The 22,738-nt window shown below is 55.8% G+C and carries 23 protein-coding genes; 10 read left to right on the plus strand and 13 right to left on the minus strand.

What is annotated here, in order from left to right:
• Nucleotides 1-149: 149 nt before the first annotated feature.
• The 10 genes from KIK84_RS03510 to KIK84_RS03555 all read right to left on the minus strand — a co-directional run bounded on the left by KIK84_RS03510 (nucleotide 150) and on the right by KIK84_RS03555 (nucleotide 11,050).
• Complete coding sequence (locus tag KIK84_RS03510) at nucleotides 150-437, minus strand: hypothetical protein (RefSeq protein ID WP_214121621.1); 288 nt, start codon at nucleotides 435-437, stop codon at nucleotides 150-152.
• 147 nt (nucleotides 438-584) lie between these two features.
• A complete protein-coding gene (locus tag KIK84_RS03515) occupies nucleotides 585-1,388 on the minus strand; it encodes a M48 family metallopeptidase (protein WP_214121622.1) in 804 nt (267 codons plus the stop codon).
• 33 nt (nucleotides 1,389-1,421) lie between these two features.
• On the minus strand, nucleotides 1,422-2,129 hold the full coding sequence (locus KIK84_RS03520; RefSeq protein WP_250207787.1) for a lysophospholipid acyltransferase family protein: 708 nt from the start codon (nucleotides 2,127-2,129) through the stop codon (nucleotides 1,422-1,424).
• A 103-nt stretch (nucleotides 2,130-2,232) separates the two neighbouring features.
• Nucleotides 2,233-2,793, minus strand: coding sequence for a D-glycero-beta-D-manno-heptose 1,7-bisphosphate 7-phosphatase (gmhB, locus tag KIK84_RS03525; RefSeq protein WP_214122289.1), 561 nt, complete (start codon nucleotides 2,791-2,793; stop codon nucleotides 2,233-2,235).
• A 27-nt stretch (nucleotides 2,794-2,820) separates the two neighbouring features.
• On the minus strand, nucleotides 2,821-5,007 hold the full coding sequence (glyS, locus tag KIK84_RS03530; protein WP_214121624.1) for a glycine--tRNA ligase subunit beta: 2,187 nt from the start codon (nucleotides 5,005-5,007) through the stop codon (nucleotides 2,821-2,823).
• 17 nt (nucleotides 5,008-5,024) lie between these two features.
• Nucleotides 5,025-5,939 (minus strand): glycine--tRNA ligase subunit alpha, encoded by a 915-nt coding sequence (glyQ, locus tag KIK84_RS03535; protein ID WP_214121625.1) that lies wholly within the window; start codon nucleotides 5,937-5,939, stop codon nucleotides 5,025-5,027.
• A gap of 56 nt (nucleotides 5,940-5,995) precedes the next feature.
• Complete coding sequence (gene lnt / locus KIK84_RS03540; protein WP_349815896.1) at nucleotides 5,996-7,549, minus strand: apolipoprotein N-acyltransferase; 1,554 nt, start codon at nucleotides 7,547-7,549, stop codon at nucleotides 5,996-5,998.
• Between the two features lie 32 nt (nucleotides 7,550-7,581).
• Nucleotides 7,582-8,472, minus strand: a complete 891-nt coding sequence (locus KIK84_RS03545; protein ID WP_214121626.1) for a CorC family transporter — start codon at nucleotides 8,470-8,472, stop codon at nucleotides 7,582-7,584.
• Entirely contained in the window at nucleotides 8,462-9,922 is a 1,461-nt protein-coding gene (locus KIK84_RS03550) for a mannose-1-phosphate guanylyltransferase/mannose-6-phosphate isomerase (RefSeq protein ID WP_214121627.1), read from the minus strand. The genes KIK84_RS03545 and KIK84_RS03550 overlap by 11 nt, the downstream gene beginning before the upstream one ends.
• An 18-nt stretch (nucleotides 9,923-9,940) precedes the next feature.
• Nucleotides 9,941-11,050: a nucleotidyltransferase family protein gene (locus tag KIK84_RS03555; protein WP_502757535.1), complete on the minus strand. Its 1,110-nt coding sequence runs from the start codon at nucleotides 11,048-11,050 to the stop codon at nucleotides 9,941-9,943.
• 119 nt (nucleotides 11,051-11,169) lie between these two features.
• Here KIK84_RS03555 and rfbB point away from each other — a divergent pair, with 119 nt between their 5' ends.
• From rfbB to KIK84_RS03605, 10 genes are read left to right on the plus strand one after another with little or no spacing between them, the layout of a single operon-like run.
• The gene (gene rfbB / locus KIK84_RS03560; RefSeq protein WP_214121628.1) at nucleotides 11,170-12,231 is read left to right on the plus strand and encodes a dTDP-glucose 4,6-dehydratase; all 1,062 of its coding nucleotides are present in this window, start codon (nucleotides 11,170-11,172) and stop codon (nucleotides 12,229-12,231) included.
• Nucleotides 12,232-12,233: 2 nt separating this feature from the next.
• Nucleotides 12,234-13,160, plus strand: coding sequence for a dTDP-4-dehydrorhamnose reductase (gene rfbD, locus KIK84_RS03565; protein WP_214121629.1), 927 nt, complete (start codon nucleotides 12,234-12,236; stop codon nucleotides 13,158-13,160).
• 6 nt (nucleotides 13,161-13,166) lie between these two features.
• Nucleotides 13,167-14,054: a glucose-1-phosphate thymidylyltransferase RfbA gene (gene rfbA, locus KIK84_RS03570; RefSeq protein ID WP_214121630.1), complete on the plus strand. Its 888-nt coding sequence runs from the start codon at nucleotides 13,167-13,169 to the stop codon at nucleotides 14,052-14,054.
• An 8-nt stretch (nucleotides 14,055-14,062) separates the two neighbouring features.
• On the plus strand, nucleotides 14,063-14,611 hold the full coding sequence (rfbC, locus tag KIK84_RS03575) for a dTDP-4-dehydrorhamnose 3,5-epimerase (RefSeq protein WP_214121631.1): 549 nt from the start codon (nucleotides 14,063-14,065) through the stop codon (nucleotides 14,609-14,611).
• A gap of 22 nt (nucleotides 14,612-14,633) precedes the next feature.
• Entirely contained in the window at nucleotides 14,634-16,364 is a 1,731-nt protein-coding gene (gene pilB, locus KIK84_RS03580) for a type IV-A pilus assembly ATPase PilB (protein WP_214121632.1), read from the plus strand.
• A gap of 16 nt (nucleotides 16,365-16,380) precedes the next feature.
• Nucleotides 16,381-17,601 carry a type II secretion system F family protein gene (locus tag KIK84_RS03585; RefSeq protein ID WP_214121633.1) on the plus strand — a complete coding sequence of 407 codons (1,221 nt, stop codon included), beginning with the start codon at nucleotides 16,381-16,383 and terminating at the stop codon, nucleotides 17,599-17,601.
• On the plus strand, nucleotides 17,601-18,455 hold the full coding sequence (locus tag KIK84_RS03590; protein ID WP_214121634.1) for a prepilin peptidase: 855 nt from the start codon (nucleotides 17,601-17,603) through the stop codon (nucleotides 18,453-18,455). The genes KIK84_RS03585 and KIK84_RS03590 overlap by 1 nt, the downstream gene beginning before the upstream one ends.
• 9 nt (nucleotides 18,456-18,464) lie before the next feature.
• Nucleotides 18,465-19,076 (plus strand): dephospho-CoA kinase, encoded by a 612-nt coding sequence (gene coaE, locus KIK84_RS03595; RefSeq protein ID WP_214121635.1) that lies wholly within the window; start codon nucleotides 18,465-18,467, stop codon nucleotides 19,074-19,076.
• A gap of 23 nt (nucleotides 19,077-19,099) precedes the next feature.
• Nucleotides 19,100-19,855 (plus strand): cell division protein ZapD, encoded by a 756-nt coding sequence (zapD, locus tag KIK84_RS03600; protein WP_214121636.1) that lies wholly within the window; start codon nucleotides 19,100-19,102, stop codon nucleotides 19,853-19,855.
• A gap of 44 nt (nucleotides 19,856-19,899) precedes the next feature.
• Complete coding sequence (locus KIK84_RS03605) at nucleotides 19,900-20,076, plus strand: DNA gyrase inhibitor YacG (protein WP_502757542.1); 177 nt, start codon at nucleotides 19,900-19,902, stop codon at nucleotides 20,074-20,076.
• Nucleotides 20,077-20,126: 50 nt separating this feature from the next.
• On the opposite strand, the gene KIK84_RS03610 is transcribed toward KIK84_RS03605, so the two are convergent.
• The 3 genes from KIK84_RS03610 to argJ all read right to left on the minus strand — a co-directional run bounded on the left by KIK84_RS03610 (nucleotide 20,127) and on the right by argJ (nucleotide 22,737).
• Nucleotides 20,127-20,612 carry an NUDIX domain-containing protein gene (locus KIK84_RS03610; RefSeq protein ID WP_502757536.1) on the minus strand — a complete coding sequence of 162 codons (486 nt, stop codon included), beginning with the start codon at nucleotides 20,610-20,612 and terminating at the stop codon, nucleotides 20,127-20,129.
• The gene (locus tag KIK84_RS03615) at nucleotides 20,605-21,435 is read right to left on the minus strand and encodes an ATP-binding protein (RefSeq protein WP_502757543.1); all 831 of its coding nucleotides are present in this window, start codon (nucleotides 21,433-21,435) and stop codon (nucleotides 20,605-20,607) included. The genes KIK84_RS03610 and KIK84_RS03615 overlap by 8 nt, the downstream gene beginning before the upstream one ends.
• Before the next feature lie 72 nt (nucleotides 21,436-21,507).
• Nucleotides 21,508-22,737 carry a bifunctional glutamate N-acetyltransferase/amino-acid acetyltransferase ArgJ gene (gene argJ, locus KIK84_RS03620; RefSeq protein WP_214121639.1) on the minus strand — a complete coding sequence of 410 codons (1,230 nt, stop codon included), beginning with the start codon at nucleotides 22,735-22,737 and terminating at the stop codon, nucleotides 21,508-21,510.
• Between the last annotated feature and the right edge of the window lies 1 nt (nucleotide 22,738).

The raw sequence follows: 22,738 nt of genomic DNA on the forward strand, positions 1-22,738 counted from the left end.
TTGATAGCTGCCTGGAGCGTCAACGGGCGGGCTTTCTGCTGCAATTTCGGTTGCACTGCCACGCAGTGATGACACATGCAAGTGTCACCATACAGGCAGACTGAGACAAAAAAAACGCCCCTCGAGAGGGGCGTTTTTTGTCAGGCTGATCACTGCGTATCGCGGCAGTTCCAGCGTTCGTAGAAGTAAGTCGTTGTACCGCTAGTCCAATACGCCAGTTCAACTGAGCGTGTTTTAGGATAGGCACTGCGGCATTGATCCCAAGCAGATTGCCAGCCAAGCTGCCAAGCGGCATTGAATGACGTTACCGTCACCGACACATTGCCTTTGAATGGCTTCACCAGAACCCAGCCAAGAGTTCCAGCCTCTGCGCTAGCAAACATGCCAGCAAGCAAAGCCACGGCTGCCAGTTTGCGAATAAAAATACCTGATTTCATAACAACTCCGTTGTAAAACCATGAATGAAAATAGGAAAACTTCAGATAACTTTGTGCGCAAATACACATTAATGACGCACAGCACCATCTTACGATAAGTAAGTATAAAAAAGTTAACAAATTTACTTACAGAACAAAAAGATTGCGCTAATCCCACTTGGGCAAGGCAACTTCGTGCAGACCTTGGCGCAAAGCGGCGTAGTCGGGCACCACACTGGCCACGGTGTCCCAGAAACGTGGGCTGTGGTCCATGACACGCAGGTGGCTCAACTCGTGCGCCACCACGTAATCAATCAGCGCTGGGCGGCAATGGATGAGGCGCCAGTTCAAGCGAATAGATCCATCGCTTTTGGCACTGCCCCAGCGGGTGCTAGCATTGCTCAGGCGCAAGCGCGTGTAGCGCACCTGCAGCAAAGGGGCAAAGTGGTCTAAGCGCTGGGCAAAGTACACCAAGGCTTGGCGCATGAGCCACGCCTGCACGGCATCGCGGACTTGGGTGCTGCTGGCGCTGCTGGGCAAGCCCATGTGCAACTGCTGCGTGCCATCGGCGGCCTGCACCAGCAAAGCACTGCGCAGGCTGCGGGTTTGACCAGACCCCAGCACCAATTGCACCGCATGCCCCAGATACGGAAAAGTAGCGCCATCGGCCCAGTCCACTTGGGCATGCTGTTGGCGCTGGCCGCGTTCTTGCACCTCCAAGAGCTTGCGCACGATCCAGTCCGACTTGCTGCGCAGTGCAGTGTCTACCTCGCTCAATGGCGTCCAGCTGGGTGCTCTGACACTCAGGCCATCGGCTCCAACCGTAAAACCAATGCTGCGACGCCGTGCACGGGCAAAGGCATACGCCACCACCACGCCATCGAGCATGATCTCGCGGTTGGCTTGCGGGTGGCGATAGACCTTGAGGGTGTGCTCCAACGGCAGCTCGGTTTGCAAGGCGACAGGGGCCATGGCGTGGCTAACGTTGGGGGAAAGAGGTGGCCTTTACTGGTAAGCCTCGGGGTCGAGACGGCGCATCTCCGATTCGATCCAGGCCTGCACTTCGCGCATCAGTTCGTCTGCTTCGCGCCCTTCACTGGGGATGGGTTTGCCAATGGACACATCCACCACACCAGGCGTTTTCACAAACGCTTTGCGGGGCCAGCATTTGGCCGATGTCACCGCAATCGGTATCACCGGCACACCGGTTGCCAGTGCCAAGCGGGTACCGCCCGTGCGGTACGTACCCTGCTCGCCCCGGGGAATGCGGGTGCCTTCCGGGAACATGATGACCCACACGCCTTGGTCCAGCAGGCGCTTGCCTTGGCGCACCACTTTGTTAAAGGCTTCGGCGCGCTGTTTGCGGTCGATGTGGATCATGTCCAAGCGCGCCATCGACCAACCAAAGAAGGGCACATACAACAGCTCCTTCTTGAATACATAAGCCAAGGGATGCGGCATGATGGCCGGCAGCAGAAACGTCTCGAAGGTAGATTGGTGCTTGACCAACAAAATGGCCGGATCGCGCTGACCACTAGGCAGGTTTTCCATGCCCGTAATCCGCACTTCAATACCCAAGATGACACGCGCACCCTGCACAGCCAAACGCAGCCACACCGCAGCAATCCACCACAGGGGTTCACCCCGCTGGAACAAAGAGCGCCACATCAAATACAGGGCCACCGGCACTACGGTGGCCATCATCCACAGCATATGCAGCACGGAACGCACCAAACTCCAGCCCCACGATGCGCGGGTGCGCTGGTTCCACTGCTGGGCCCATTGGGCCGCTTGAGTCAGCATAAAAAGCTCCTAATCAGGTAGTAGGCTGATCGCGTGTCAGCAGGTAGTCCACAAAGCCGGACAAATCCTCGTGCACCACGGTGTGGGCGGGGAACGAGTCGGGCAACTGACGTCCCCGGTAGGCTTCGCCCTTGCCTGTGAGCACCAAATGCGGTTCACACCCCACGGCAGCACCGGCCACCAAGTCACGCGAGGTATCGCCCACCACAGGCACTGTGTGCAAATCCACCCCGAAACGCTCACCAATTTGCACAAACAAACCCGGTTCGGGCTTGCGGCATTGGCATTGCTCTTCTGGGGCATGGGGGCAAAAGAAAATGGCCTCGATGCGCCCGCCCACTGCAGCGAGCAGGCGGTGCATCTTGCCGTGCATGGCGTTGAGGGCGGACATGTCAAACAAGCCCCGTCCCACGCCAGACTGGTTCGATGCCACCACCACGTGCCACCCCGCATGGTTGAGGCGGGCTATGGCTTCCAGCGCACCGGGCAGAGGCACCCATTCATCGGCAGACTTGATGTAATCATCGCTGTCCTCATTGATGGTGCCGTCACGGTCCAAAATGACCAACTTCATGTGTTTGCCCTCCGCGCTGTGCATGGTTTATGCCGCCAAACGAGACAGATCAGCCACTTGGTTCATGGCCAGTTGCAAGGTCTTGAGCAGCCCCAAGCGGTTCAGGCGCAAGTCGTCTTGCTCAGCATTGACCATGACGTCATCAAAGAAGGCATCCACCGGCGTGCGCAGCGCGGCCAAGGTCTGCAGCGAGGCGGTGTAATCACCCGCTTGGAACTGCGCGTCGGCCTCGGGCTTGAGCTTTTGCAGCGCGGCATACAAAGCTTGCTCGGCATCTTCTTGCAGTAAAGCGGGGTTGACGTGGGCATCCACCGCCACTTCGGCCTTCTTCAAGATGTTGCTCACGCGCTTGTTGGCTGCAGCCAAAGAAGGCGCTTCGGGCAAAGCGGCAAACGCACGCACCGCAGCCAAGCGTTGGCCCACATCGCCCAAGCGCTGGGGACGCTGGGCTAGCACCGCATCGACCTCTTGCACGCTGTAACCTTGCTCGCGCAGGCTGCCAGCCAGTCGGTCGTAGATGAAGTCTGCCAAGGCTGCCGTGGCATCGGTTATCTTGTCGCCAAACGCTGGCACAGCGCTTTGCAACAAAGGCACCAAGTCCAGCGGCAGGTTCTTTTCGCTCAGCATGCGCACCACGCCCAAAGCGTGGCGGCGCAGGGCGAAGGGGTCTTTGTCGCCAGTGGGCAGGTTGCCAATGCCGAACATACCGACCAAGGTTTCCAGCTTGTCGGCCAATGCCAAAATGGTGCCCGTCTGGTTGCGGGGCAACTCATCGCCTGCAAAGCGGGGTTTGTAGTGGTCTTCAATGGCAATGGCCACACCGTCGCGCAGGCCTTCGTGGCGGGCGTAGTAGCCCCCCATGACACCTTGCAATTCGGGGAACTCGCCCACCATATCGGTCAGCAAATCGGTCTTGGCCAACAGGGCCGCTTCCTGCACCTTGTGGTCCAGCATGTCAAAGTGGTCTTTGTCATCCACGCTAAATGGCGTGGTGGCCATGCGCAGTTGGTTGACGATGGCATGGGCCATCGCGCGCACGCGCTCAGCCCGCTCACCTTGCGTGCCCAACTTGTTGTGGTAGACCACTTTGGCCAGACCCGGCACACGGCTGGCCAGGGTCTTTTTGCGGTCTTGGTCAAAGAAGAACTTGGCGTCAGCCAAACGGGGACGCACCACACGCTCGTTGCCACCGATCACGGCACTGGCGTCAGCGGGGCTGATGTTGCTCACCACCAAGAACTGGTTGGTCAACTTGCCTGCTGCATCCAGCAAGGGGAAGTACTTCTGGTTGGCCTTCATGGTGAGAATCAGGCACTCTTGCGGCACTTCGAGGAATTGCTTTTCAAACGCGCAGATGAGCACATTGGGGCGCTCCACCAGTGCGGTCACTTCGTCCAGCAGGGCATCGTCTTCAATGGGCTTGCAGCCGCCTCCCACTTGGGCAGCGGCGGCCTGCAGTTGGCGGGCGATTTCGGCGCGGCGTTCGGCATAGCTGGCAATGACGGCACCGTCGTCGCGCAGCGTAGCGGCGTAGGCCTCGGCGTGGGCGATGACCACGGGCGACTTGGCGGCCTCAAAACGGTGGCCGTGCGTGCTGTTGCCAGCCTGCAAGCCCAGTGCCGACACGGGCACCACGGTCGAACCATGCAAGGCCACCAAACCGTGGGCGGGGCGCACGAAGCTGACGCTGGTCCAGCCAGGCAACTCGCAGCCGCTTTCCAGCTGGTAGCTCATGACCTTGGGAATAGGCAGCTTGGCAATGGCTTCCTGCAAGGCTTTTTGCAGGCCTTCGGCCAGCGTAGCGCCTGCCACGGTGCTGTGCAAAAACAGGGCTTCGGCTTTGCCATCGGGGGCCCGCTGCAGGCCGGCCACGGCAGCGGCAGGGTTGCTCACGTCCACGCCCAAGGCTTGCAGTTTTTTCAACAGTGCGGGGGTGGCGGCACCATTGGCGTCCAGCGCCACGGCCACGGGCATGAGTTTTTGCGCCACAGCTTTGTCGGCCGCCTTGGTGGCCACTTGGGCCACTTGCACCGCCAAACGGCGCGGCGAGGCATAGGCGGTCACAGCCGCATCGGCTGCGGCCAAGCCTTGGGCTTTGAGGCTATCGGCCAGCACAGTAGCGAAAGCATCGCCCAGTTTCTTCAGGGCTTTGGGTGGCAGTTCTTCGACGAAAAGCTCAACCAACAAGGTGTCTAGCAGGGTGGGGTTTGTCATTGTTCTTGTCTCCGTGCTCAGGCGTTTTTGGCAGGCGTTGCGGGCATTTGGGCAATCCACTCGCGCGGGGCCATGGGAAAGCCCAAGCGCTCGCGGCTGTCGTAGTAGCTTTGGGCCACGGCACGCGCCAAGTTGCGGATGCGACCGATGTAGGCGGCGCGCTCGGTCACGCTGATAGCGCCCCGGGCGTCCAGCAGGTTGAAGCTGTGCGCGCTCTTGAGCACTTGCTCGTACGCAGGCAAGGCCAGCTGCTGTTCGATGAGGTATTTGGCTTGCTTTTCGTGCGCGTTGAAAGCGTGGAAGAGGAACTCCGCGTCGCTGTGCTCGAAGTTGTAGGTGGACTGCTCCACCTCGTTTTGGTGGTACACATCACCGTACTTCAGAGTGTCGGTCCACTGCAGGTTGTAGACATTGTCCACGCCTTGCAGGTACATGGCCAGGCGCTCCAAGCCGTAGGTGATCTCGCCGGTAGCGGGCTTGCAGTCGATGCCGCCCACTTGCTGGAAGTAGGTGAACTGCGTCACTTCCATACCGTTGAGCCAAACCTCCCAGCCCAAGCCCCAAGCGCCCAGTGTGGGGTTTTCCCAATCGTCCTCGACAAAACGGATGTCGTTTTTCTTCAGGTCAAAACCCAGCGCTTCGAGCGAGCCCAGATACAGCTCCAAGATGTTGGCTGGCGCTGGCTTCAAGACCACTTGGTACTGGTAGTAGTGCTGCAAGCGGTTGGGGTTGTCGCCATAGCGGCCATCTTTGGGGCGGCGGCTGGGCTGCACGTAGGCGGCCTTCCAAGGCTCTGGGCCAATGGCGCGCAAAAAGGTGGCGGTGTGGCTGGTGCCGGCCCCTACTTCCATGTCGTAGGGTTGCAGCAAGGCGCAGCCTTTGGAATCCCAGTATTCCTGCAAGCGCAGGATGATTTGCTGAAAAGTAAGCATGGTGTGTTGTTATGCGTTAGGAGCCCTGCGCTATTGCCGGGCACAAGAGCGGCATTTTACGGGCGGGAACCCTGCTGCCAGCGCCACAGGCCCCACCACAGCAGCAGGCACAGCGCCCACAAGGGCCACAGGCCATAGGCCGCTACCCAACGCGCATAGGGTGTGAGGCCACTGCGCCCCTGCACCGCCGCCTGCAGTACAGCGCGTTCGCCATAGGGCAAGGCTACTACCACTTGCCCGGTATGGCTGACGATGGCCGTTGCCCCGGTATTGGTGGCGCGCAGCACGGGACGCTGGAACTCCATGGCCCGCACGCGCGAGATGTGCAAGTGCTGATCCAGTGCCACGGTGTTGCCAAACCAAGCCAGATTGCTCACATTGGCCAAGATGGTGGGCTGCTGGTCGGGCTTGGCAAAGCGGGTGGCGATTTCTTCGCTGTACAGGTCTTCGTAGCAAATATTGGGGGCAACCAACTGACCTGCCACCGGCAAGGGTACTTGGCCCAAATCCCCCCGGGCGAAGGAGTCCAGCGGAATGCTCATGAGCCGCATAAACCACTTAAAGAGGGGCGGAATGAATTCGCCAAACGGCACGAGGTGGTGCTTGTCATAGCGCCACTGCGCCAGTGCTGGGTTAGACCCCCAAGCCAACATGGAGTTGGTATACCCCACCTGCTGATTGCCCAGTGGAATACCGACCAAGGCCGTGGTACGGCTGGCCGCAAAGTGCTGCTGCAGCGTGGACAAATAGTCGCCGGGCAACTGGTAGGGCAACAGTGGAATAGCCGTTTCGGGGGCCAGCACCAAGTCCGACTGTGCGCTGCGCAGTTGCGCGCCATACCAATCGAGCGCGAGCGGAATGCCCGTGCCCATTTCAAACTTTTCGTCTTGGGGGATAGCGCCTTGCAGCAACTCCACCCGCAGCACGCCGCTACTGGCGGTGAAGTTCTGCGCCGCTGGTGGCAACAGCCAACCGAGCAAGAGCCCCGCAGCGCATACCGCCAGCACCACACTGCGCACACGCTGGCCCAGCACCATCCAGACGGCAGGCACTGCCGCCAAGGCGGCTGCCAGCCAACCAGCACCGAACACCCCCACCCATGGGTAGGTGGCGGACAAGGGGCCATCGACCCACGCGTAGCCCACACCACCCCAGCCAAAACCTGTCAGCACCCAACTGCGCAAACCCTCAGCCAACGTCCAGCAGCAGGCAAAAGCCAAGCCCCACGCCAGTGGGCGCTGCAGCATCCAGCGCCGCAGCACATAACCCAACACCGCGTAGTAGCTGGCCAAGAAGGCCGCCAACAAGACCACCGCCACAAGCGATAACCACAGCCACAGGCCGCCATACACATGCATAGCCACCACCAGCCACCAAAAGGTGGCCGCCAGCCATGCGGTGGCAAAGCACCAACCCTGCCACAGGGCTTGGCGTGCACTGACAGCGTGCCGCCAATGCCACGCCAACACCGCCAAGGCCGCCCACTGTAGTGGCCACAATGGGACACCGCGTGCTGGCAGCCATGCCGCGCCGCCATCAAACGGCTCAGCAAAAGGCCATGCCAAGCTCACCGCATGAACCAGACCCGCTATCAAAACGATAGCTGCCACAGCAATATCTGTAAGCCTTACAGGCCGATTCATCATGCAGAAACGTCAGCAACTGGTGACACTTTGAACCACTTCACAGCACCGCCTTTGGTGTGCATCACGACAAAGCGCAAGCCCCCCAATTCGGCGTGCTCGCCGCGCTTGGGAACGTGCCCCATTTCGTGGGCAATCAAACCACCGATGGTGTCAAAACTGGTACCAAAGCTGGTGTCGGGGTCGGAGCTGGCCAAATGGACGTCAAACGCTTCATTGACGCGTTCAATCGGCGTATCACCACTGACGCGCCAGGTTTTGTCGGCCAAGGAGAAGATGTCGCCCTCGTCTTCGGCGACATCGAATTCGTCCTCGATCTCGCCCACGATCTGCTCGAGCACGTCTTCAATGGTGATAAGCCCAGCCACCCGGCCGAATTCGTCAATCACCACAGCCAAGTGGTTGCGGTTGCCACGGAATTCGCGCAGCAAGTCGTTTAGGCCTTTGGATTCGGGCACGAACACGGCTGGGCGCAACAAGGCGCGGATGTGCAGTTCTGGGGCGCGCTGCAGCTTGAGCAGGTCTTTGGCCAGCAAGATACCAATGATGTTCTCGCGCTCGCCTTCGTACACCGGAAAACGGGAATGCCCGGTATCGATGACAGTGTGCAGCATGGACTCCAGCGGTGCAGCAATGTCAAGCAAGTCCATGCGCGGGGCCGGCACCATGACATCTCCGGCGCTCATGTCGGCCATGCGGATCACGCCTTCGAGCATGACGCGCGATTCGGCTCCGATGATCTGATTGTCCTCAGCCTCGGCCAAAGTTTCTATGAGTTCATCCTTGGAGTCGGGCCCCGGGTGGATGAACTCGGCAATTTTTTGCAGCAAGCTGCGTTTGTCTTCTCGTGGCTCACCCGCTCGCGCGGGCGGGGGATGGTCAGCGCCCATAAACGTCCTCAAATCGCACAATATCGTCCTCGCCCAAGTAGCTGCCGGACTGCACTTCAATCATTTCCAAAGGCACTTTGCCGGGGTTTTCCAGCCGATGACGGGTGCCCAAAGGGATGTAGGTGGACTGGTTTTCTGACACCAGCAACACCTGCTCGCCCACCGTCACGCGGGCGGTACCACTGACCACAATCCAGTGCTCGGCACGGTGATGGTGCATTTGCAAGGACAGTGCCGCACCCGGTTTGACTTGGATGCGTTTGACCTGAAAGCGTTCGCCCGCATCCACACTGTCGTACCAGCCCCAGGGACGAAATACCTTGCGGTGGTACTGCCCTTCGCTGCGCTGGGTTTGCTTGAGACGATCAACGATCTTCTTCACATCCTGCGTTTTGTCTTTGTGGGCCACCAGCACGGCATCGGCGGTTTCGACGACGATCAAGTCATCCACCCCCACACAGGCCAGCAAACGCCCTTCGGACAGGGCCAAGGTATTGCGGCTGTCGTGCAACAGCACGTCGCCTTGGGCCACGTTGCCTTGGGCGTCTTTGGGTAGCACGTCCCACAGGGCATCCCAGGCCCCCACATCGGACCAACCCGCCGCTAAGGGAATCACCACGGCTCGGGGCAGGTCTGCTGCTGGCTGGGCCGTAGCAGCGATGCGCTCCATCACGGCATAGTCAATCGAATCGCTGGGGCATGCGGCAAAAGTTTGTGCATCCACGCGCACAAAATCGCCATCGGTGCGACCTTGCCAACTGGCTTGCTCGCAAGCGGCTGCAATGTCGGGGCGGCACACTTGCAGTGCACGCAACCACACCGACGCACGCACCATAAAGAGACCGCTGTTCCACGAGTAAGCACCTTCATCCAAATAGCGCTGAGCGGTGGCCAAGTCGGGTTTTTCCACGAACCGCTGGATGGTTCGCGCCCCCAGTGCATCGGCTTGACCTGCGGCTTGGATATAGCCGTAGCCCGTTTCAGGGGCGTCGGGGGTGATGCCAAAGGTCACCACTTTGCCAGCGGCGGCGGCGGCGGCACCTTGGCGCACCACCTGCTGAAAAGCAGCCGTATCCACAATAACGTGATCTGCTGGCATGACCAGCAGTACTGGGTCGTCTTGACTTAGCTTTTGCGCAGCATGGGCGGCAATGGCCAAAGCCGGCGCAGTGTTGCGCCCTGTGGGTTCGAGCAATACCGTGCCAGGACGCTGCATTTGGCGCAATTGCTCGGCAATCACAAAGCGGTATTCCTCGTTGCACACCACCAAGGGGGAGAGCAAGTGCAAATCTTGGATGCCATCCAAACGGCGCAGTGTGGCCTGCAGCAAAGAATCTTCCCCCAGCAAGGGCAAGAGCTGCTTGGGGTATTTTTCACGGCTCAAAGGCCACAAACGGGTGCCTGAGCCTCCAGAGAGGACAACAGGCAATACGGTCACAAAGTCGGTCATGAACGGTTAGTTAGGCAATCAAACGTGGCCACGGGCATCGCCCCAGCGCAAGTGCGAGCGGTCATCGCCACGGTACAAGGTTTCACCACGGCGATCGACGCAGTAGTGGCGCGACACAATCATCTCGTGGAAGTAAGCGCCTTTGGGGATGCGCACATAGTCAAACAGCACGCTGCGCATCACACAAGCACCACCACTGATGACACTGCCATTGCCAATCCATGCTGGCCCCACGATGGTGGCACCGGGCTCCAAAGTCACGCTAGACCCAATATAAACGGGACCTTCAATCGTTACCTTATCCCAGTCGATACGCGTATTGAGACCTACCCACACACCGGGACGCACCTCGGTACCAGGCATGGGCATATTGTCCACTTCGCCTTTGAGCACACGCTGCAACACCGACCAGTAGTCGCTTACGCGACCAATGTCTAGCCAGTGGAAAGCCCGGTTTTGCACATAAAAAGGGGCTTTTTGCGCCACCAACTGCGGGAACAGCTCAGAACCAATGTCGTATTCCTTGCCCGCAGGAATCATGTCCAGCACTTGGGGCTCGAACAAATAAATACCGGTGCTGGCCAAGGTAGAGAGGGCTTCTTCGGGTTTAGGCTTTTCTTGGAATGATTGAATGCACCCTTCCTCATCAGCCACCACGATGCCATAGGCGCGCACTTGCTCGCGCGGTACATCCAAGGCCACCACACTGGCCAAAGCTTGCTTGGCCTTGTGCTCGGCAATGGCTGCCGTGATGTCCAAATCAATCAGCGCATCGCCGCACAGTACCAACGTTGTTTCATCAAAAAAACCACTGAAATCTTGAATCCTGCGCATCCCCCCCGCCGACCCCAAGGGACGAGGCACGACATCGCCGTGCTCCACCACCCCTTCGTAGGAATAACCCAACTCCACGCCCCAGCGGCGTCCATCGCCAAAGTAGCGTTCAATGGCCTGGTGGTGGTAAGCCACGTTGACCATGATCTGGCGCACACCGTGGCGGGCCAAATGCTCAATCAAGTACTCCATCACCGGTTTGCCCAAAATGGGCACCATGGGCTTAGGCAAATCATGGGTCAATGGTCGCACCCGGGTCCCCTGCCCGGCCGCCAGAATCATCCCTTTTGTCATCTAGTTTCCTTGTTAAAGTGGCAAGCTTACTGCATGCATGTATGCGCCCCTACAGTGGCCCGATAATGGAGACTGTGCGCTATACAGCGCATAACCATACAACAACAAGGTTACACACTATGACGATTTTGGTGACAGGTGGGGCAGGGTTTATTGGCAGCAATTTCGTGCTGGACTGGTTGGCGCAAAGCCAAGAGAGTGTTGTCAACGTGGACAAGCTCACTTATGCAGGCAATTTGGCCAATTTGGCCAGCCTGCAAGGCAACCCAGGGCATATTTTTGTGCAAGGCGATATTGGTGATCGCGCCCTGATCGAAAAGCTGTTGAAACAACACCAAGTACGGGCAGTCGTGAACTTTGCAGCCGAAAGCCATGTGGATCGCTCTATCCACGGACCCGGCGAGTTCATCCAAACCAACATCGTGGGCACTTTTGGCTTGCTGGAAGCCGTGCGTGCGCACGTCAACGGCTTGTCAGACACAGACAAGGCGGCATTTCGCTTCCTGCATGTGAGTACCGATGAGGTATACGGCAGCCTGAGCCCCGACGCTGCTGCATTTACCGAACAGCATCGGTACGAGCCCAACAGCCCCTACTCGGCCAGCAAGGCTGCCAGCGACCATTTGGTGCGCGCTTACCACCACACCTATGGCCTGCCCGTGCTGACAACCAACTGCAGCAACAACTACGGCCCCTACCATTTCCCCGAAAAACTGATTCCACTCATGATCGTCAACGCCTTGGCAGGCAAACCCCTGCCCGTGTATGGCGACGGCATGCAAATCCGCGACTGGCTGTACGTGAAAGACCATTGCAGCGCCATTCGCCGCGTGTTGGAAGCCGGTCGTTTGGGTGAAACCTACAACGTGGGCGGCTGGAATGAAAAACCCAATATCGAGATCGTGCGCACCATTGCCAGCTTGCTCGATGGTCTACGTCCGCGCGCCGATGGCAAGTCCTATGCCGAGCAAATCAGCTACGTGACTGATCGCCTTGGACACGACCGCCGCTACGCCATTGATGCCCGCAAAATCGAACGCGAACTGGGCTGGAAACCCGCTGAAACCTTTGAGAGTGGAATCCGTAAAACCGTGCAGTGGTATTTGGATAACCAAGAATGGGTGGCGCAAGTGCAAAGCGGTAGCTACCGCGATTGGATTGCCCAGCAATACCAAGGCTGAACATGAGTCAGTCCACCACATGCCCCACCATTTTGTTGTTGGGCTGCAATGGTCAAGTCGGCTGGGAGCTCCAGCGCTCCCTGAGCGTGCTGGGGCACTTGGTCAGTCTGGGTAGCCGCAGCAGCCTCAACCCCCATGGTCTGTGCGGCGACTTCACCGATTTGGTGGGTTTGCAAGCCACGCTCGATAGGGTGCAGCCCCACATCATCGTCAACGCCAGTGCTTACACGGCCGTCGACAAAGCTGAGGCCGAACCAGCCTTGGCCACACAAATCAACGCTACAGCGCCCGCTCTGCTGGCTGAGCATGCGGCCAAAACAGGCGCATGGCTGATTCATTTCAGCACCGACTATGTGTTCAACGGCCAAGGTGACCGCCCTTGGCAAGAGGACGACACACCAGCCCCCTTGAGTGTGTATGGTCAGAGCAAACTGGCTGGTGAGCAAGCGGTGGCTCGGCACGCCAAACACCTGATACTGCGCACTAGCTGGGTCTATGCCAGCCGCGGCGGCAACTTTGCCAAAACCATGCTGCGCTTGGCCAGCGAGCGCGATACGCTGCGGGTGATCAACGATCAGTGGGGAGCCCCTACATCCGCCGAATTGTTGGCCGATGTGGTGGCGCAAGCCATTCCGCAATTGCAGCGCAACCCCGCTTTAGCAGGCAGCTACCACTGTGCTGCAACGGGCTATACCACATGGTTTGATTACGCGCGCTTGGTACTCACACTGGCACAAGCCCACGGACACACACTGACAGTAAAGCCCGAGCTGGTAGAGGCGATCCCCACCAGCGCCTACCCCACCCCGGCCCAACGTCCACTCAATTCGCGCCTCAATACCCACAAACTGCAAACCCACTTCGGCCTGCAACTACCCCACTGGGAGTCGGGCGTTCGCCGCATGTTGACTGAAATTACAGGGAGTTAAACAACAATGACCACACCACGCAAAGGCATCATCTTGGCAGGCGGCTCGGGCACACGCCTATACCCAGCCACACAAGCCGTGAGCAAACAGCTACTGCCTATTTACGACAAGCCCATGATCTACTACCCCTTGAGCACACTGCTGCTAGCGGGTATCCAAGAGATTTTGGTCATCAGCACCCCCCAAGACACTCCCCGCTTTGAGCAATTGCTCGGCGATGGCAGCCAGTGGGGAATTCGTTTGCAATATGCCGTGCAACCCTCCCCCGACGGACTGGCGCAGGCTTTTTTGATTGGCGAATCCTTTTTGGATGGGGCACCAGCCGCTTTGGTATTGGGTGACAACATTTTTTATGGCCATGATTTTGCAAGCTTGCTCCAAGCAGCCAACCAGCAAACGGCTGGTGCTACCGTGTTTGCCTATGCGGTGCATGACCCCGAACGCTATGGTGTGGTGGAGTTCAATGCGCAAGGACACGCCATCAGTCTGGAAGAAAAGCCCAAAGCCCCTAAGAGTCGCTACGCTGTAACAGGCCTGTATTTCTACGACCAACAAGTCGTGGAACTGGCCAAGCAAGTCAAACCCTCTGCGCGTGGTGAATTGGAAATTACCGACCTCAACCGCCTCTACTTGGAGCGCGGAAAACTCGATGTGCAAACCATGGGACGGGGCTATGCTTGGCTAGACACGGGTACGCACGAATCCATGCTCGAAGCCAGCCAATTCATCCAAACCATTGAAAGCCGCCAAGGCCTTAAAGTGGCCAGTCCAGAAGAAATCGCTTGGCGCAGCGGCTGGATTGATGATGCACAACTGCAGCGCTTGGCACAACCATTGGCCAAAACTGGCTATGGGCAATACCTGCTGCGCCTGTTAACTGACAAGGTCTTTTAAACACCACTATGCAAGCTATTCCAACCGCTATCGCCGATGTTCTGCTACTCAAACCGAAAGTTTTTGGCGATGAACGCGGCTTTTTCTTCGAAAGCTTCAACGAACGAATTTTTCGCGAAGTGACCGGGGTGGTCTTGCCTTTTGTACAGGATAACCACTCGAAATCGGCCTATGGGGTGTTGCGCGGATTGCACTACCAAACCGAACAAGCACAAGGCAAGCTGGTACGCGTCGTGCAAGGCGCTGTATTCGATGTCGCCGTGGACATTCGGCGTGAATCCCCTACTTTTGGGAAATGGGTAGGGGAAATCTTGAGTGCTGATAACAAACACCAAATGTGGATTCCACCGGGTTTGGCGCACGGCTTCTTGGTTTTGAGTGAAAGCGCCGAATTTTTGTACAAAACCACGGACTACTACGCCCCCCAGTTCGAACGCAGTATTGCATGGAACGATCCCACTTTATCGATAGATTGGCCTGCCCTGAATGACGCCAGCACACCACGTTTGTCTGCAAAAGACGCTGACGCGCTTTCATTTTTGAATGCTTGTGCTTAAATAAGCCGACTTCGGACTGCCTATGGACACCCCTGTTGCACTACCCTCGGATGAATTGCAAAACTTGCCAGGTATTGGCCGTGCATTGGTTGCGGCTGGCAAAGTAGATGCCAACACTGTTTCCAGCATCTTCAAGCAGTCGCAATTAGACAAAAAAGGCTTCTTACCCAGCCTACTGGCATCAGGGGCAGTATCGCCCTACAACTTGGCTCACACTCTATCCATGTCGTTCGCCGTTCCTTTACTGGATCTGAATGCGATAGACCCCAACCGACTCCCCAAATCTTTGCTAGACCCCAAAATTTGTAGTGAGTTTCGTGTTTTGGTACTAGCCAAGAAGGGCAATCGACTCACCGTTGCCACGGCAGATCCATCCAACCAGACGGCGGCCGAACGTATCCGATTCACAACACAAATGGCCGTAGACTGGGTTGTCGTCGAATACGACAAACTCAGCCGATTGGTGGAAGCAGAAACGGCCTCTGCTACCGAAACCATGAATGACATCATTGGCACTGATTTCGACTTTGCAGACGTCCAAGCCGACGTAGTGATTGACGAAACCCAGTCCAGTACAACAGAAGTGGAAGATGCGCCTGTTGTGCGCTTTTTGCAAAAAATGCTGTTGGATGCTTTCAGCATGCGGGCTTCGGATTTGCACTTTGAACCCTATGAGCACAATTACCGAGTGCGCTTTCGCATAGACGGTCAATTGCGAGAAATAGCCAGCCCGCCAATTGCTATCAAGGACAAGTTGGCATCTCGCATCAAAGTCATTTCACGCATGGACATCTCGGAAAAGCGCGTTCCGCAAGATGGCCGTATGAAATTGAAAGTGGGCCCCGACAGAGTCATCGATTTTCGTGTCAGTACCTTGCCTACCCTTTTTGGCGAAAAAATTGTGATTCGTATCCTAGACCCCAGTAGCGCCAAACTGGGCATTGATGCACTGGGGTATGAGCCAGAAGAAAAAGAGCGTTTGCTTAGCGCGATTGGCCGCCCTTACGGGATGATTCTGGTAACAGGCCCCACGGGGTCGGGTAAAACCGTGTCGCTTTACACCTGTTTGAACCTGCTCAATCAACCAGGCGTCAACATTGCGACAGCAGAAGACCCTTCGGAAATCAACCTGCCGGGGGTTAATCAAGTCAACGTCAATGAAAAGGCAGGATTGACCTTTGCCGCAGCGCTGAAGTCATTTCTGCGCCAAGATCCCGACATCATCATGGTGGGGGAAATTCGCGACCTAGAAACGGCCGACATTGCCATCAAAGCAGCCCAAACCGGTCACTTGGTTTTGTCTACTTTGCATACCAACGATGCCCCCACCACACTAACGCGTATGCGCAACATGGGCATCCAACCATTCAACATCGCCTCCAGCGTCATATTGATTACAGCCCAACGCTTGGCGCGGCGTTTGTGCAGCAACTGCAAAGAGCCGTTGGATATTCCAGATACCGCTTTGCTGGACGCAGGTTTCAAACCCAGTGAGTTGGATGGTAGTTGGAAGCCCTATAAAGCAGTTGGTTGCTCAATGTGCAACAACGGCTACAAAGGCCGCGTTGGCATTTACCAAGTGATGCCAATTAGCGAGGCCATCCAAGAAATTATTTTGCGCGATGGCAGCGCACTGGAAATTGCAAGGCAAGCCGAAGCAGAAGGCGTTCGCTCTTTGCGACAGTCTGGTTTGTACAAGGTCAAATTGGGTATGACGTCGTTGGACGAAGTGTTGGCCGTAACCAACGAATAAACAGTAAGAGGATCGTATGGCAACCGCAAAACCAAGCACCACGGGAAAAGAGCAAGTCTTTGAGTGGGAAGGCAAAGACCGGGGTGGCAAACAGGTGCGTGGAGAAATGCGGGCACAAGGGGAAAACCAAGTGCGCTCCTCTCTGCGTCGCCAAGGTATTACGCCGAGCAAAATCAAAAAACGCAAAATGCGGACTGGTAAGAAAATCACGTCCAAAGACTTGACTATCTTCACCCGCCAGCTAGCCACCATGATGAAAGCTGGTGTGCCTTTGTTGCAAGCATTCGACATCGTTGGACGCGGCAACCCCAACCCCAGTGTGACCAAACTGCTCAATGACATCCGCTCCGATGTGGAAACGGGCACATCACTGAGTGCGGCATTCCGCAAATACCCCATGTATTTTGACAACCTGTACTGCAATTTGGTGGAAGCAGGTGAAGCAGCAGGTATTTTGGATCAGCTGCTGGATCGGTTGGCTGTTTACATGGAAAAAACCGAGGCCATCAAATCCAAGATCAAGTCTGCACTGATGTACCCCATCGCCGTCTTGGTGGTTGCTTTTGTGGTGGTCTCAGTGATCATGATTTTTGTGATTCCATCGTTCAAGCAAGTATTCACTTCGTTTGGAGCGGATTTACCCGCCCCCACGCTGGTTGTTATTGCTATGAGTGAGTTCTTTGTGAGCTACTGGTGGCTGATATTTGGTGGGCTAGGAGGTGGTTTGTACTTTTTCATGCAAGCTTGGAAACGCAACGAAAAAATGCAAATCGTTATGGATCGACTCATGCTGCGTTTGCCAGTGTTTGGGCCGTTGGTTGATAAAAGCTGCGTAGCCCGTTGGACTCGCACACTCGCCACCATGTTTGCAGCTGGCGTTCCTTTGGTGGAAGCACTGGATTCTGTCGGTGGAGCATCTGGCAATGCGGTTTTTTCTTCTGCAACCGAAAAAATTCAACAAGAAGTGTCCACCGGCACATCCCTGACAGTTGCTATGACCAATGCCAACGTCTTCCCCAGCATGGTGCTGCAAATGTGCGCGATTGGCGAAGAATCTGGCTCTATCGACCACATGCTTGGCAAGGCGGCTGACTTCTTTGAAGCGGAAGTTGACGACATGGTGGCAGGTATTTCAAGCCTGATGGAGCCCATCATCATCGTTGTCTTGGGCACTGTGATTGGTGGAATTGTGGTCTCCATGTACTTGCCTATCTTCAAGCTCGGGCAGGTGGTTTGATGCCATTGCAAGACATACCTGTACCTTTGTGGATCGCTTTTTGGGGATTTATTGGTTTACTTATTGGCAGTTTTTTGAATGTCGTGATTCATAGATTGCCGCGCATGATGGAAGAAGAATGGAAAGCTGAGTGCCAGCAATTCATCAACCCCGAAGCCCCTCGCACAAGCGTAACCATCAGCCTGCTGCACCCACGCTCACGCTGCCCGCATTGTGACCATGCGATTCAGTGGTACGAAAATATTCCGTTGGTGAGCTATGTGATGTTGCGTGGACGATGCTCTGCTTGCAAACAACCGATTAGCACGCGCTACCCCATAGTAGAACTAATCACCGCCGGGTTATTCGCTTGGTGTGCAGCGCAACATGGCTACAGTGCAGCCTGTGTGCTATGGAGTATTTTTGCAGCAGCGTTGCTGTCATTGGCGTTGATTGACTGGGATACCACGCTACTGCCGGACAGCATTACCTTGCCCTTGCTCTGGCTTGGGCTGATTGGTGCAGCTTTGGGCTGGAGCTCCAATTCTTTATTGCCCCACTTCTGGGGAGCGGTTGTTGGGTACACCTCTTTGTGGAGCATTTACTGGGCTTTCAAGCTCCTCACTGGCAAAGAAGGTATGGGGTTTGGTGACTTCAAACTATTTGCAGCACTTGGAGCATGGTTTGGTTGGCAAGCCTTGTTGCCTATTATTCTGATGGCGTCCATAGTCGGCTCTGTCGTTGGGTTGATACTCAAACTCAATGCTTCACTCAGGCCAGGGGGCTACATCCCATTCGGCCCCTTTCTAGCTGGCGGCGCTTTTGCCTGTCTCTTTCTAGGGCCCCAAACCATCATGATGGGTATTGGCTTGTAGTAGCTAGTCATGTTGCAACAAGGATGGTGCATAGGGCTAACTGGTGGGATTGGCAGTGGCAAATCAACCGCTGGGCGCTTCTTTGCAGAGTGCGGCGGCACAGTGATAGAGGCGGATGCCATATCGCACCAATTGACTGCAGCGGGTGGTGCTGCTATTGCTGCGATACGCAAGCAACTGGGCGACTCTTTTGTTCTTCCTGATGGCTCATTGGACAGACAACGGACTCGAGAACACATTTTCCAAACACCGCATGCCAAACAAACACTGGAGCACATACTCCATCCGCTGATTCGCCATGCCATGCTGGAAAACGCATCAGCGGCACAAGAACAAGGCCAGCGCCTGATCGTTATGGACATACCTTTACTGGCAGAAAGTCCACAATGGAAGCCTTTATTGGACTGCATATGCGTAGTCGATTGTGATGAAAGCACCCAAATCAAACGGGTGATGCAACGCAACGGACTTACATCCGATCAAGTTCAGCAAATCATGCACAACCAAGCCAGCAGATCTGAACGTTTGGCATGTGCAGACATGGTTTTGCGCAATGACACACAAGACTTGATGAATTTGAGGCAACAAGTTACGTCTGTCTGCCAGCAGTTGGGGCTATGATTGCGCAAGCAGAGAGAAATAGCGTGACACTGTACGAATACCCACTCAACGAGCGCGTTAGAACCTATTTGAGGCTTGAGCACTTGTTTCTGCGCTTAAGCCTTCTCATGGCGCGTACAGAACCATTGGATCACCACTACGCCTTGGCAACCATCTTTGAAGTGATGGATGTGGCCTCGCGGGCTGACTTGAAGTCCGATGCTCTGAAAGACTTGGACAAGCAAAAACAAACACTCAACAGTTACCGCGGTAATCCGGCCATTGCAGAGAATGTATTGGATGCCGTGGTGGCGCAAATCGACCAATGCTTTACCAACCTGAATAACCAAACCGGCAAAGCAGGACATAGCCTGACTGAGAACGATTGGTTGATGAGTATTCGCAGCCGCATCAACATACCTGGCGGCACCTGCGAATTCGATTTGCCCACTTATTACGCTTGGCAGCAAAAACCTGCTGCGCAGCGACAAGCTGATTTGCAGCGATGGGCTCAGACACTGTCGCCATTGGCCGAAGCCATCCATCTTTTACTGAAAATGCTGCGTGAGACAGGTGGAGCTCAAAAGGTGGTGGCTAGCAATGGCCAGTTTCAGCAAATTCTTCCACAAGGACGCACATTCCAATTGCTGCGTTTGTCCATCGATCCGCTCTTAGCACTGATCCCGGAAATCAGTGGGAATCGGCTCATGGTGTCCATTCGCTTGCTACAACATCAATCTGACGATCGTTTGCAGCCAAGCCACCAAGATGCGGCATTTGAACTCACTCTTTGTTCTTAAACAGAGGTGCCGCCTTGTCCACTGAACCAAAGCGCATTTTGACTGTGCCGTGTCCCCAATGCGGGGAGCAAACCCTCTACGCCAGCAGCAACCCCTATCGCCCTTTTTGCAGCCAACGCTGTAAAGCCATCGACTTTGGGGCATGGGCAAGCGAAACATTCAGAGTTCCCACTGAAGCACCACCAGAAGATGCCCCATTTGGGGACCCCAAGTTGCACTAGCAAAACGCCACTAGGCAACCTAGCAACTTGAAGCTTGCGGGTTGAAGCACCTAACTGTCAGAATGCGTAGTACCGAGAAAATGGCGCTCGGAGGCAAGCCAAGCCAATACTGGTATGGTGCCGGGCAATACAGGCTTTACAAGCACGGGTAGTTGTTGCCACGCATAGTGTTGTTGTTCACGCATTTCAAGCTCACCCATCCACTGGGTCACTTTGCAAAAATGCAATCGCACCAAGGCGTGCGGATAGTCGACCAACTCTTCACGCCATCGTTCAATGGCTTGTACCTGTATACCCAACTCTTCCTGCAATTCACGGGACAGCGCTTGCTCAATAGATTCACCAGCTTCTAGCTTGCCACCAGGGAACTCCCAATAACCAGCGTACACTTTGTCTGCTGGGCGACTGGTGAGCAAAAAAGCTCCGGATGCGTGCAACAAAACACCGACTGCAACATCGACTATTTTGCGTGGGCCAGTTTCATGGCGTTGCTGGTCTGCATCAACCATCAATACTGTTTTTTGCAGTTCACTCATGTGCTTGTCGCCCAGTAAAATCACGGGCAAATTGGTACGCTACGCGCCCACTGCGAGCACCTCGCTCCAAAGCCCAAAGCAAGGCCTGCGGACGGCAAGCAGCGATGCGCTCGGCACTCACGCCCATATGAGTCAGCCAATACTGCACGATACGCCAATATTCTTCTTGGCTAAATGGGTAGAAACTGAGCCACAGTCCAAACCGCTCTGATAAGGAAACCTTCTCTTCCACCACCTCACCAGGGTGAACCTCCCCCTCGGGTGTATGGGTATAGGTCAGGTTTTCACTCATGTACTCGGGCAACAAATGGCGCCGATTGCTGGTGGCATATATCAGCACATTGGGACTGGCTGCGGCTATTGAACCATCAAGCACCGATTTCAGCGCTTTGTAGCCACTTTCACCTTCTTCAAAACTCAAGTCATCGCAAAAGATGATAAATTTTTCTGGGCGATCTGCAATGAGATCAACCAAATCTGGCAAATCCACCAGATCGTGTTTATCCATTTCAATCAAACGCAAGCCTTGGTCTGCAAACGCCTGCAAACACGCCCGCACCAAAGAAGACTTTCCCGTGCCGCGGGCTCCTGTTAACAAGACATTGTTTGCGGGTGCACCACGCACAAATTGCTCGGTATTACGGAATATCTTGTCCTTTTGCTGATCGATATCACACAAATCACGCAACTGGATGCTTGCCACGTGTTTAACTGCACTCAGCACACCCCTTCCACTGCGCGTGCGCCGATAGCGAAATGCCACGGATTCTGTCCAATCGGGCGCCTGTAGCGGCTGCGGCAAACTCGCTTCTACCCGCTCCATGAATGCCTCTAGGCGGGCTAAGAAAGGAACTAAGACTGACCAATCAGAACCAGAAGACATGGAAAAAGACCATTAAGAGCGGTAATCGGCGTTGATGGTGACGTAGTCATGGCTGAAGTCACACGTCCATACGGTATCTTGCGCCTGACCACGTCCAAGCTGAACACGCACCACTATCTCTGATTGCTTCATGACGCGCTGTCCATCGGCTTCTAGGTAATTAGGGTGACGTCCGCCGCGAGTTGCGACATGCACATCATCCAAGTACAACTCGATCTTGGACTGATCTAAATCCACAATCCCAGCATACCCAACCGCAGCCAAGATCCGCCCCAGATTGGGATCACTTGCGTAAAAAGCAGTTTTCACTAGCGGTGAGTGCGCAATCGCATACGCCACCTGACGGCACTCTGCGGCAGAGTGCCCTTGCTCCACCTGAACTGTGATGAATTTGGTAGCGCCTTCACCATCACGCACGATGGCTTGCGCCAGTTGACGTGCTACATGCAGCATGGCCTGGTATAAGCGCTGACCATCCTCACTGTCCCACGATGCAATTTCGGTGTGATTTGCCTGATTGGTGGCTATGAGCACAAAAGAATCGTTGGTCGAGGTATCACCATCCACCGTGATACGGTTGAACGATCCTTCAGCCAACTGCAAGGCCAGAGATTGCATCAACTCAGGTGCAATCTTGGCATCTGTTGCCATAAAACCCAACATAGTGGCCATGTTGGGACGGATCATGCCAGCACCTTTACTAATGCCTGTGATACGTACTGTTTGCCCACCAATCTGCACACTGGCGCTGTAAGCTTTGGGCTGGGTATCGGTTGTCATGATGCCTTCGGCCGCTCTGAGCCAATGGTTCTCATGCAAGTCGGCCAAAGCAGCATCCATGCCCTGAACTACACGCTCTACTGGCAGCTGCTCCATGATGACACCAGTAGAAAAAGGCAGTACTTGCTCTACGGCCAAACCCAATCGCTGAGCCAAACCTTCGCAGGTAACCCGAGCATTGTGCAGGCCTTCAGCCCCTGTCCCTGCATTCGCATTACCAGTGTTAATGAGCAAGGCACGAATTTCTTGTCCACTGTGCAAATGCTCACGGCACACTTGTACCGGAGCAGCACAAAATCGATTGGATGTGAAAACACCCGCCACGCGGCTACCGGGGGCCAGTTTGAAAATAGTCAGATCTTTGCGGCCTTGTTTGCGCACACCGGCTTCGGTGACGCCAATCGTAACGCCTGCAATTGGCAGCAAGGCAGTCGCCTCGGGAAGAGAAAGATTAACGGGCATC

It is taken from the genome of Curvibacter sp. CHRR-16 (assembly GCF_018474005.1).
Lineage (GTDB): Bacteria > Pseudomonadota > Gammaproteobacteria > Burkholderiales > Burkholderiaceae_C > Allorhodoferax.

Coding starts and splice junctions, on each gene's coding strand:
- KIK84_RS03610 (WP_502757536.1), bottom strand. CDS start 20,612: ATGAGTGAACTGCAAAAAACAGTATTGATGGTTGATGCAGACCAGCAA.
- KIK84_RS03615 (WP_502757543.1), bottom strand. CDS start 21,435: ATGGAGCGGGTAGAAGCGAGTTTGCCGCAGCCGCTACAGGCGCCCGAT.
- argJ (WP_214121639.1), bottom strand. CDS start 22,737: ATGCCCGTTAATCTTTCTCTTCCCGAGGCGACTGCCTTGCTGCCAATT.
- coaE (WP_214121635.1), top strand. CDS start 18,465: ATGTTGCAACAAGGATGGTGCATAGGGCTAACTGGTGGGATTGGCAGT.
- KIK84_RS03510 (WP_214121621.1), bottom strand. CDS start 437: ATGAAATCAGGTATTTTTATTCGCAAACTGGCAGCCGTGGCTTTGCTT.
- glyQ (WP_214121625.1), bottom strand. CDS start 5,939: ATGCTTACTTTTCAGCAAATCATCCTGCGCTTGCAGGAATACTGGGAT.
- pilB (WP_214121632.1), top strand. CDS start 14,634: ATGGACACCCCTGTTGCACTACCCTCGGATGAATTGCAAAACTTGCCA.
- KIK84_RS03545 (WP_214121626.1), bottom strand. CDS start 8,472: ATGGGCGCTGACCATCCCCCGCCCGCGCGAGCGGGTGAGCCACGAGAA.
- KIK84_RS03550 (WP_214121627.1), bottom strand. CDS start 9,922: ATGACCGACTTTGTGACCGTATTGCCTGTTGTCCTCTCTGGAGGCTCA.
- KIK84_RS03555 (WP_502757535.1), bottom strand. CDS start 11,050: ATGACAAAAGGGATGATTCTGGCGGCCGGGCAGGGGACCCGGGTGCGA.
- KIK84_RS03520 (WP_250207787.1), bottom strand. CDS start 2,129: ATGCTGTGGATGATGGCCACCGTAGTGCCGGTGGCCCTGTATTTGATG.
- rfbD (WP_214121629.1), top strand. CDS start 12,234: ATGAGTCAGTCCACCACATGCCCCACCATTTTGTTGTTGGGCTGCAAT.
- KIK84_RS03515 (WP_214121622.1), bottom strand. CDS start 1,388: ATGGCCCCTGTCGCCTTGCAAACCGAGCTGCCGTTGGAGCACACCCTC.
- rfbC (WP_214121631.1), top strand. CDS start 14,063: ATGCAAGCTATTCCAACCGCTATCGCCGATGTTCTGCTACTCAAACCG.
- glyS (WP_214121624.1), bottom strand. CDS start 5,007: ATGACAAACCCCACCCTGCTAGACACCTTGTTGGTTGAGCTTTTCGTC.
- KIK84_RS03590 (WP_214121634.1), top strand. CDS start 17,601: ATGCCATTGCAAGACATACCTGTACCTTTGTGGATCGCTTTTTGGGGA.
- KIK84_RS03585 (WP_214121633.1), top strand. CDS start 16,381: ATGGCAACCGCAAAACCAAGCACCACGGGAAAAGAGCAAGTCTTTGAG.
- rfbB (WP_214121628.1), top strand. CDS start 11,170: ATGACGATTTTGGTGACAGGTGGGGCAGGGTTTATTGGCAGCAATTTC.
- gmhB (WP_214122289.1), bottom strand. CDS start 2,793: ATGAAGTTGGTCATTTTGGACCGTGACGGCACCATCAATGAGGACAGC.
- rfbA (WP_214121630.1), top strand. CDS start 13,167: ATGACCACACCACGCAAAGGCATCATCTTGGCAGGCGGCTCGGGCACA.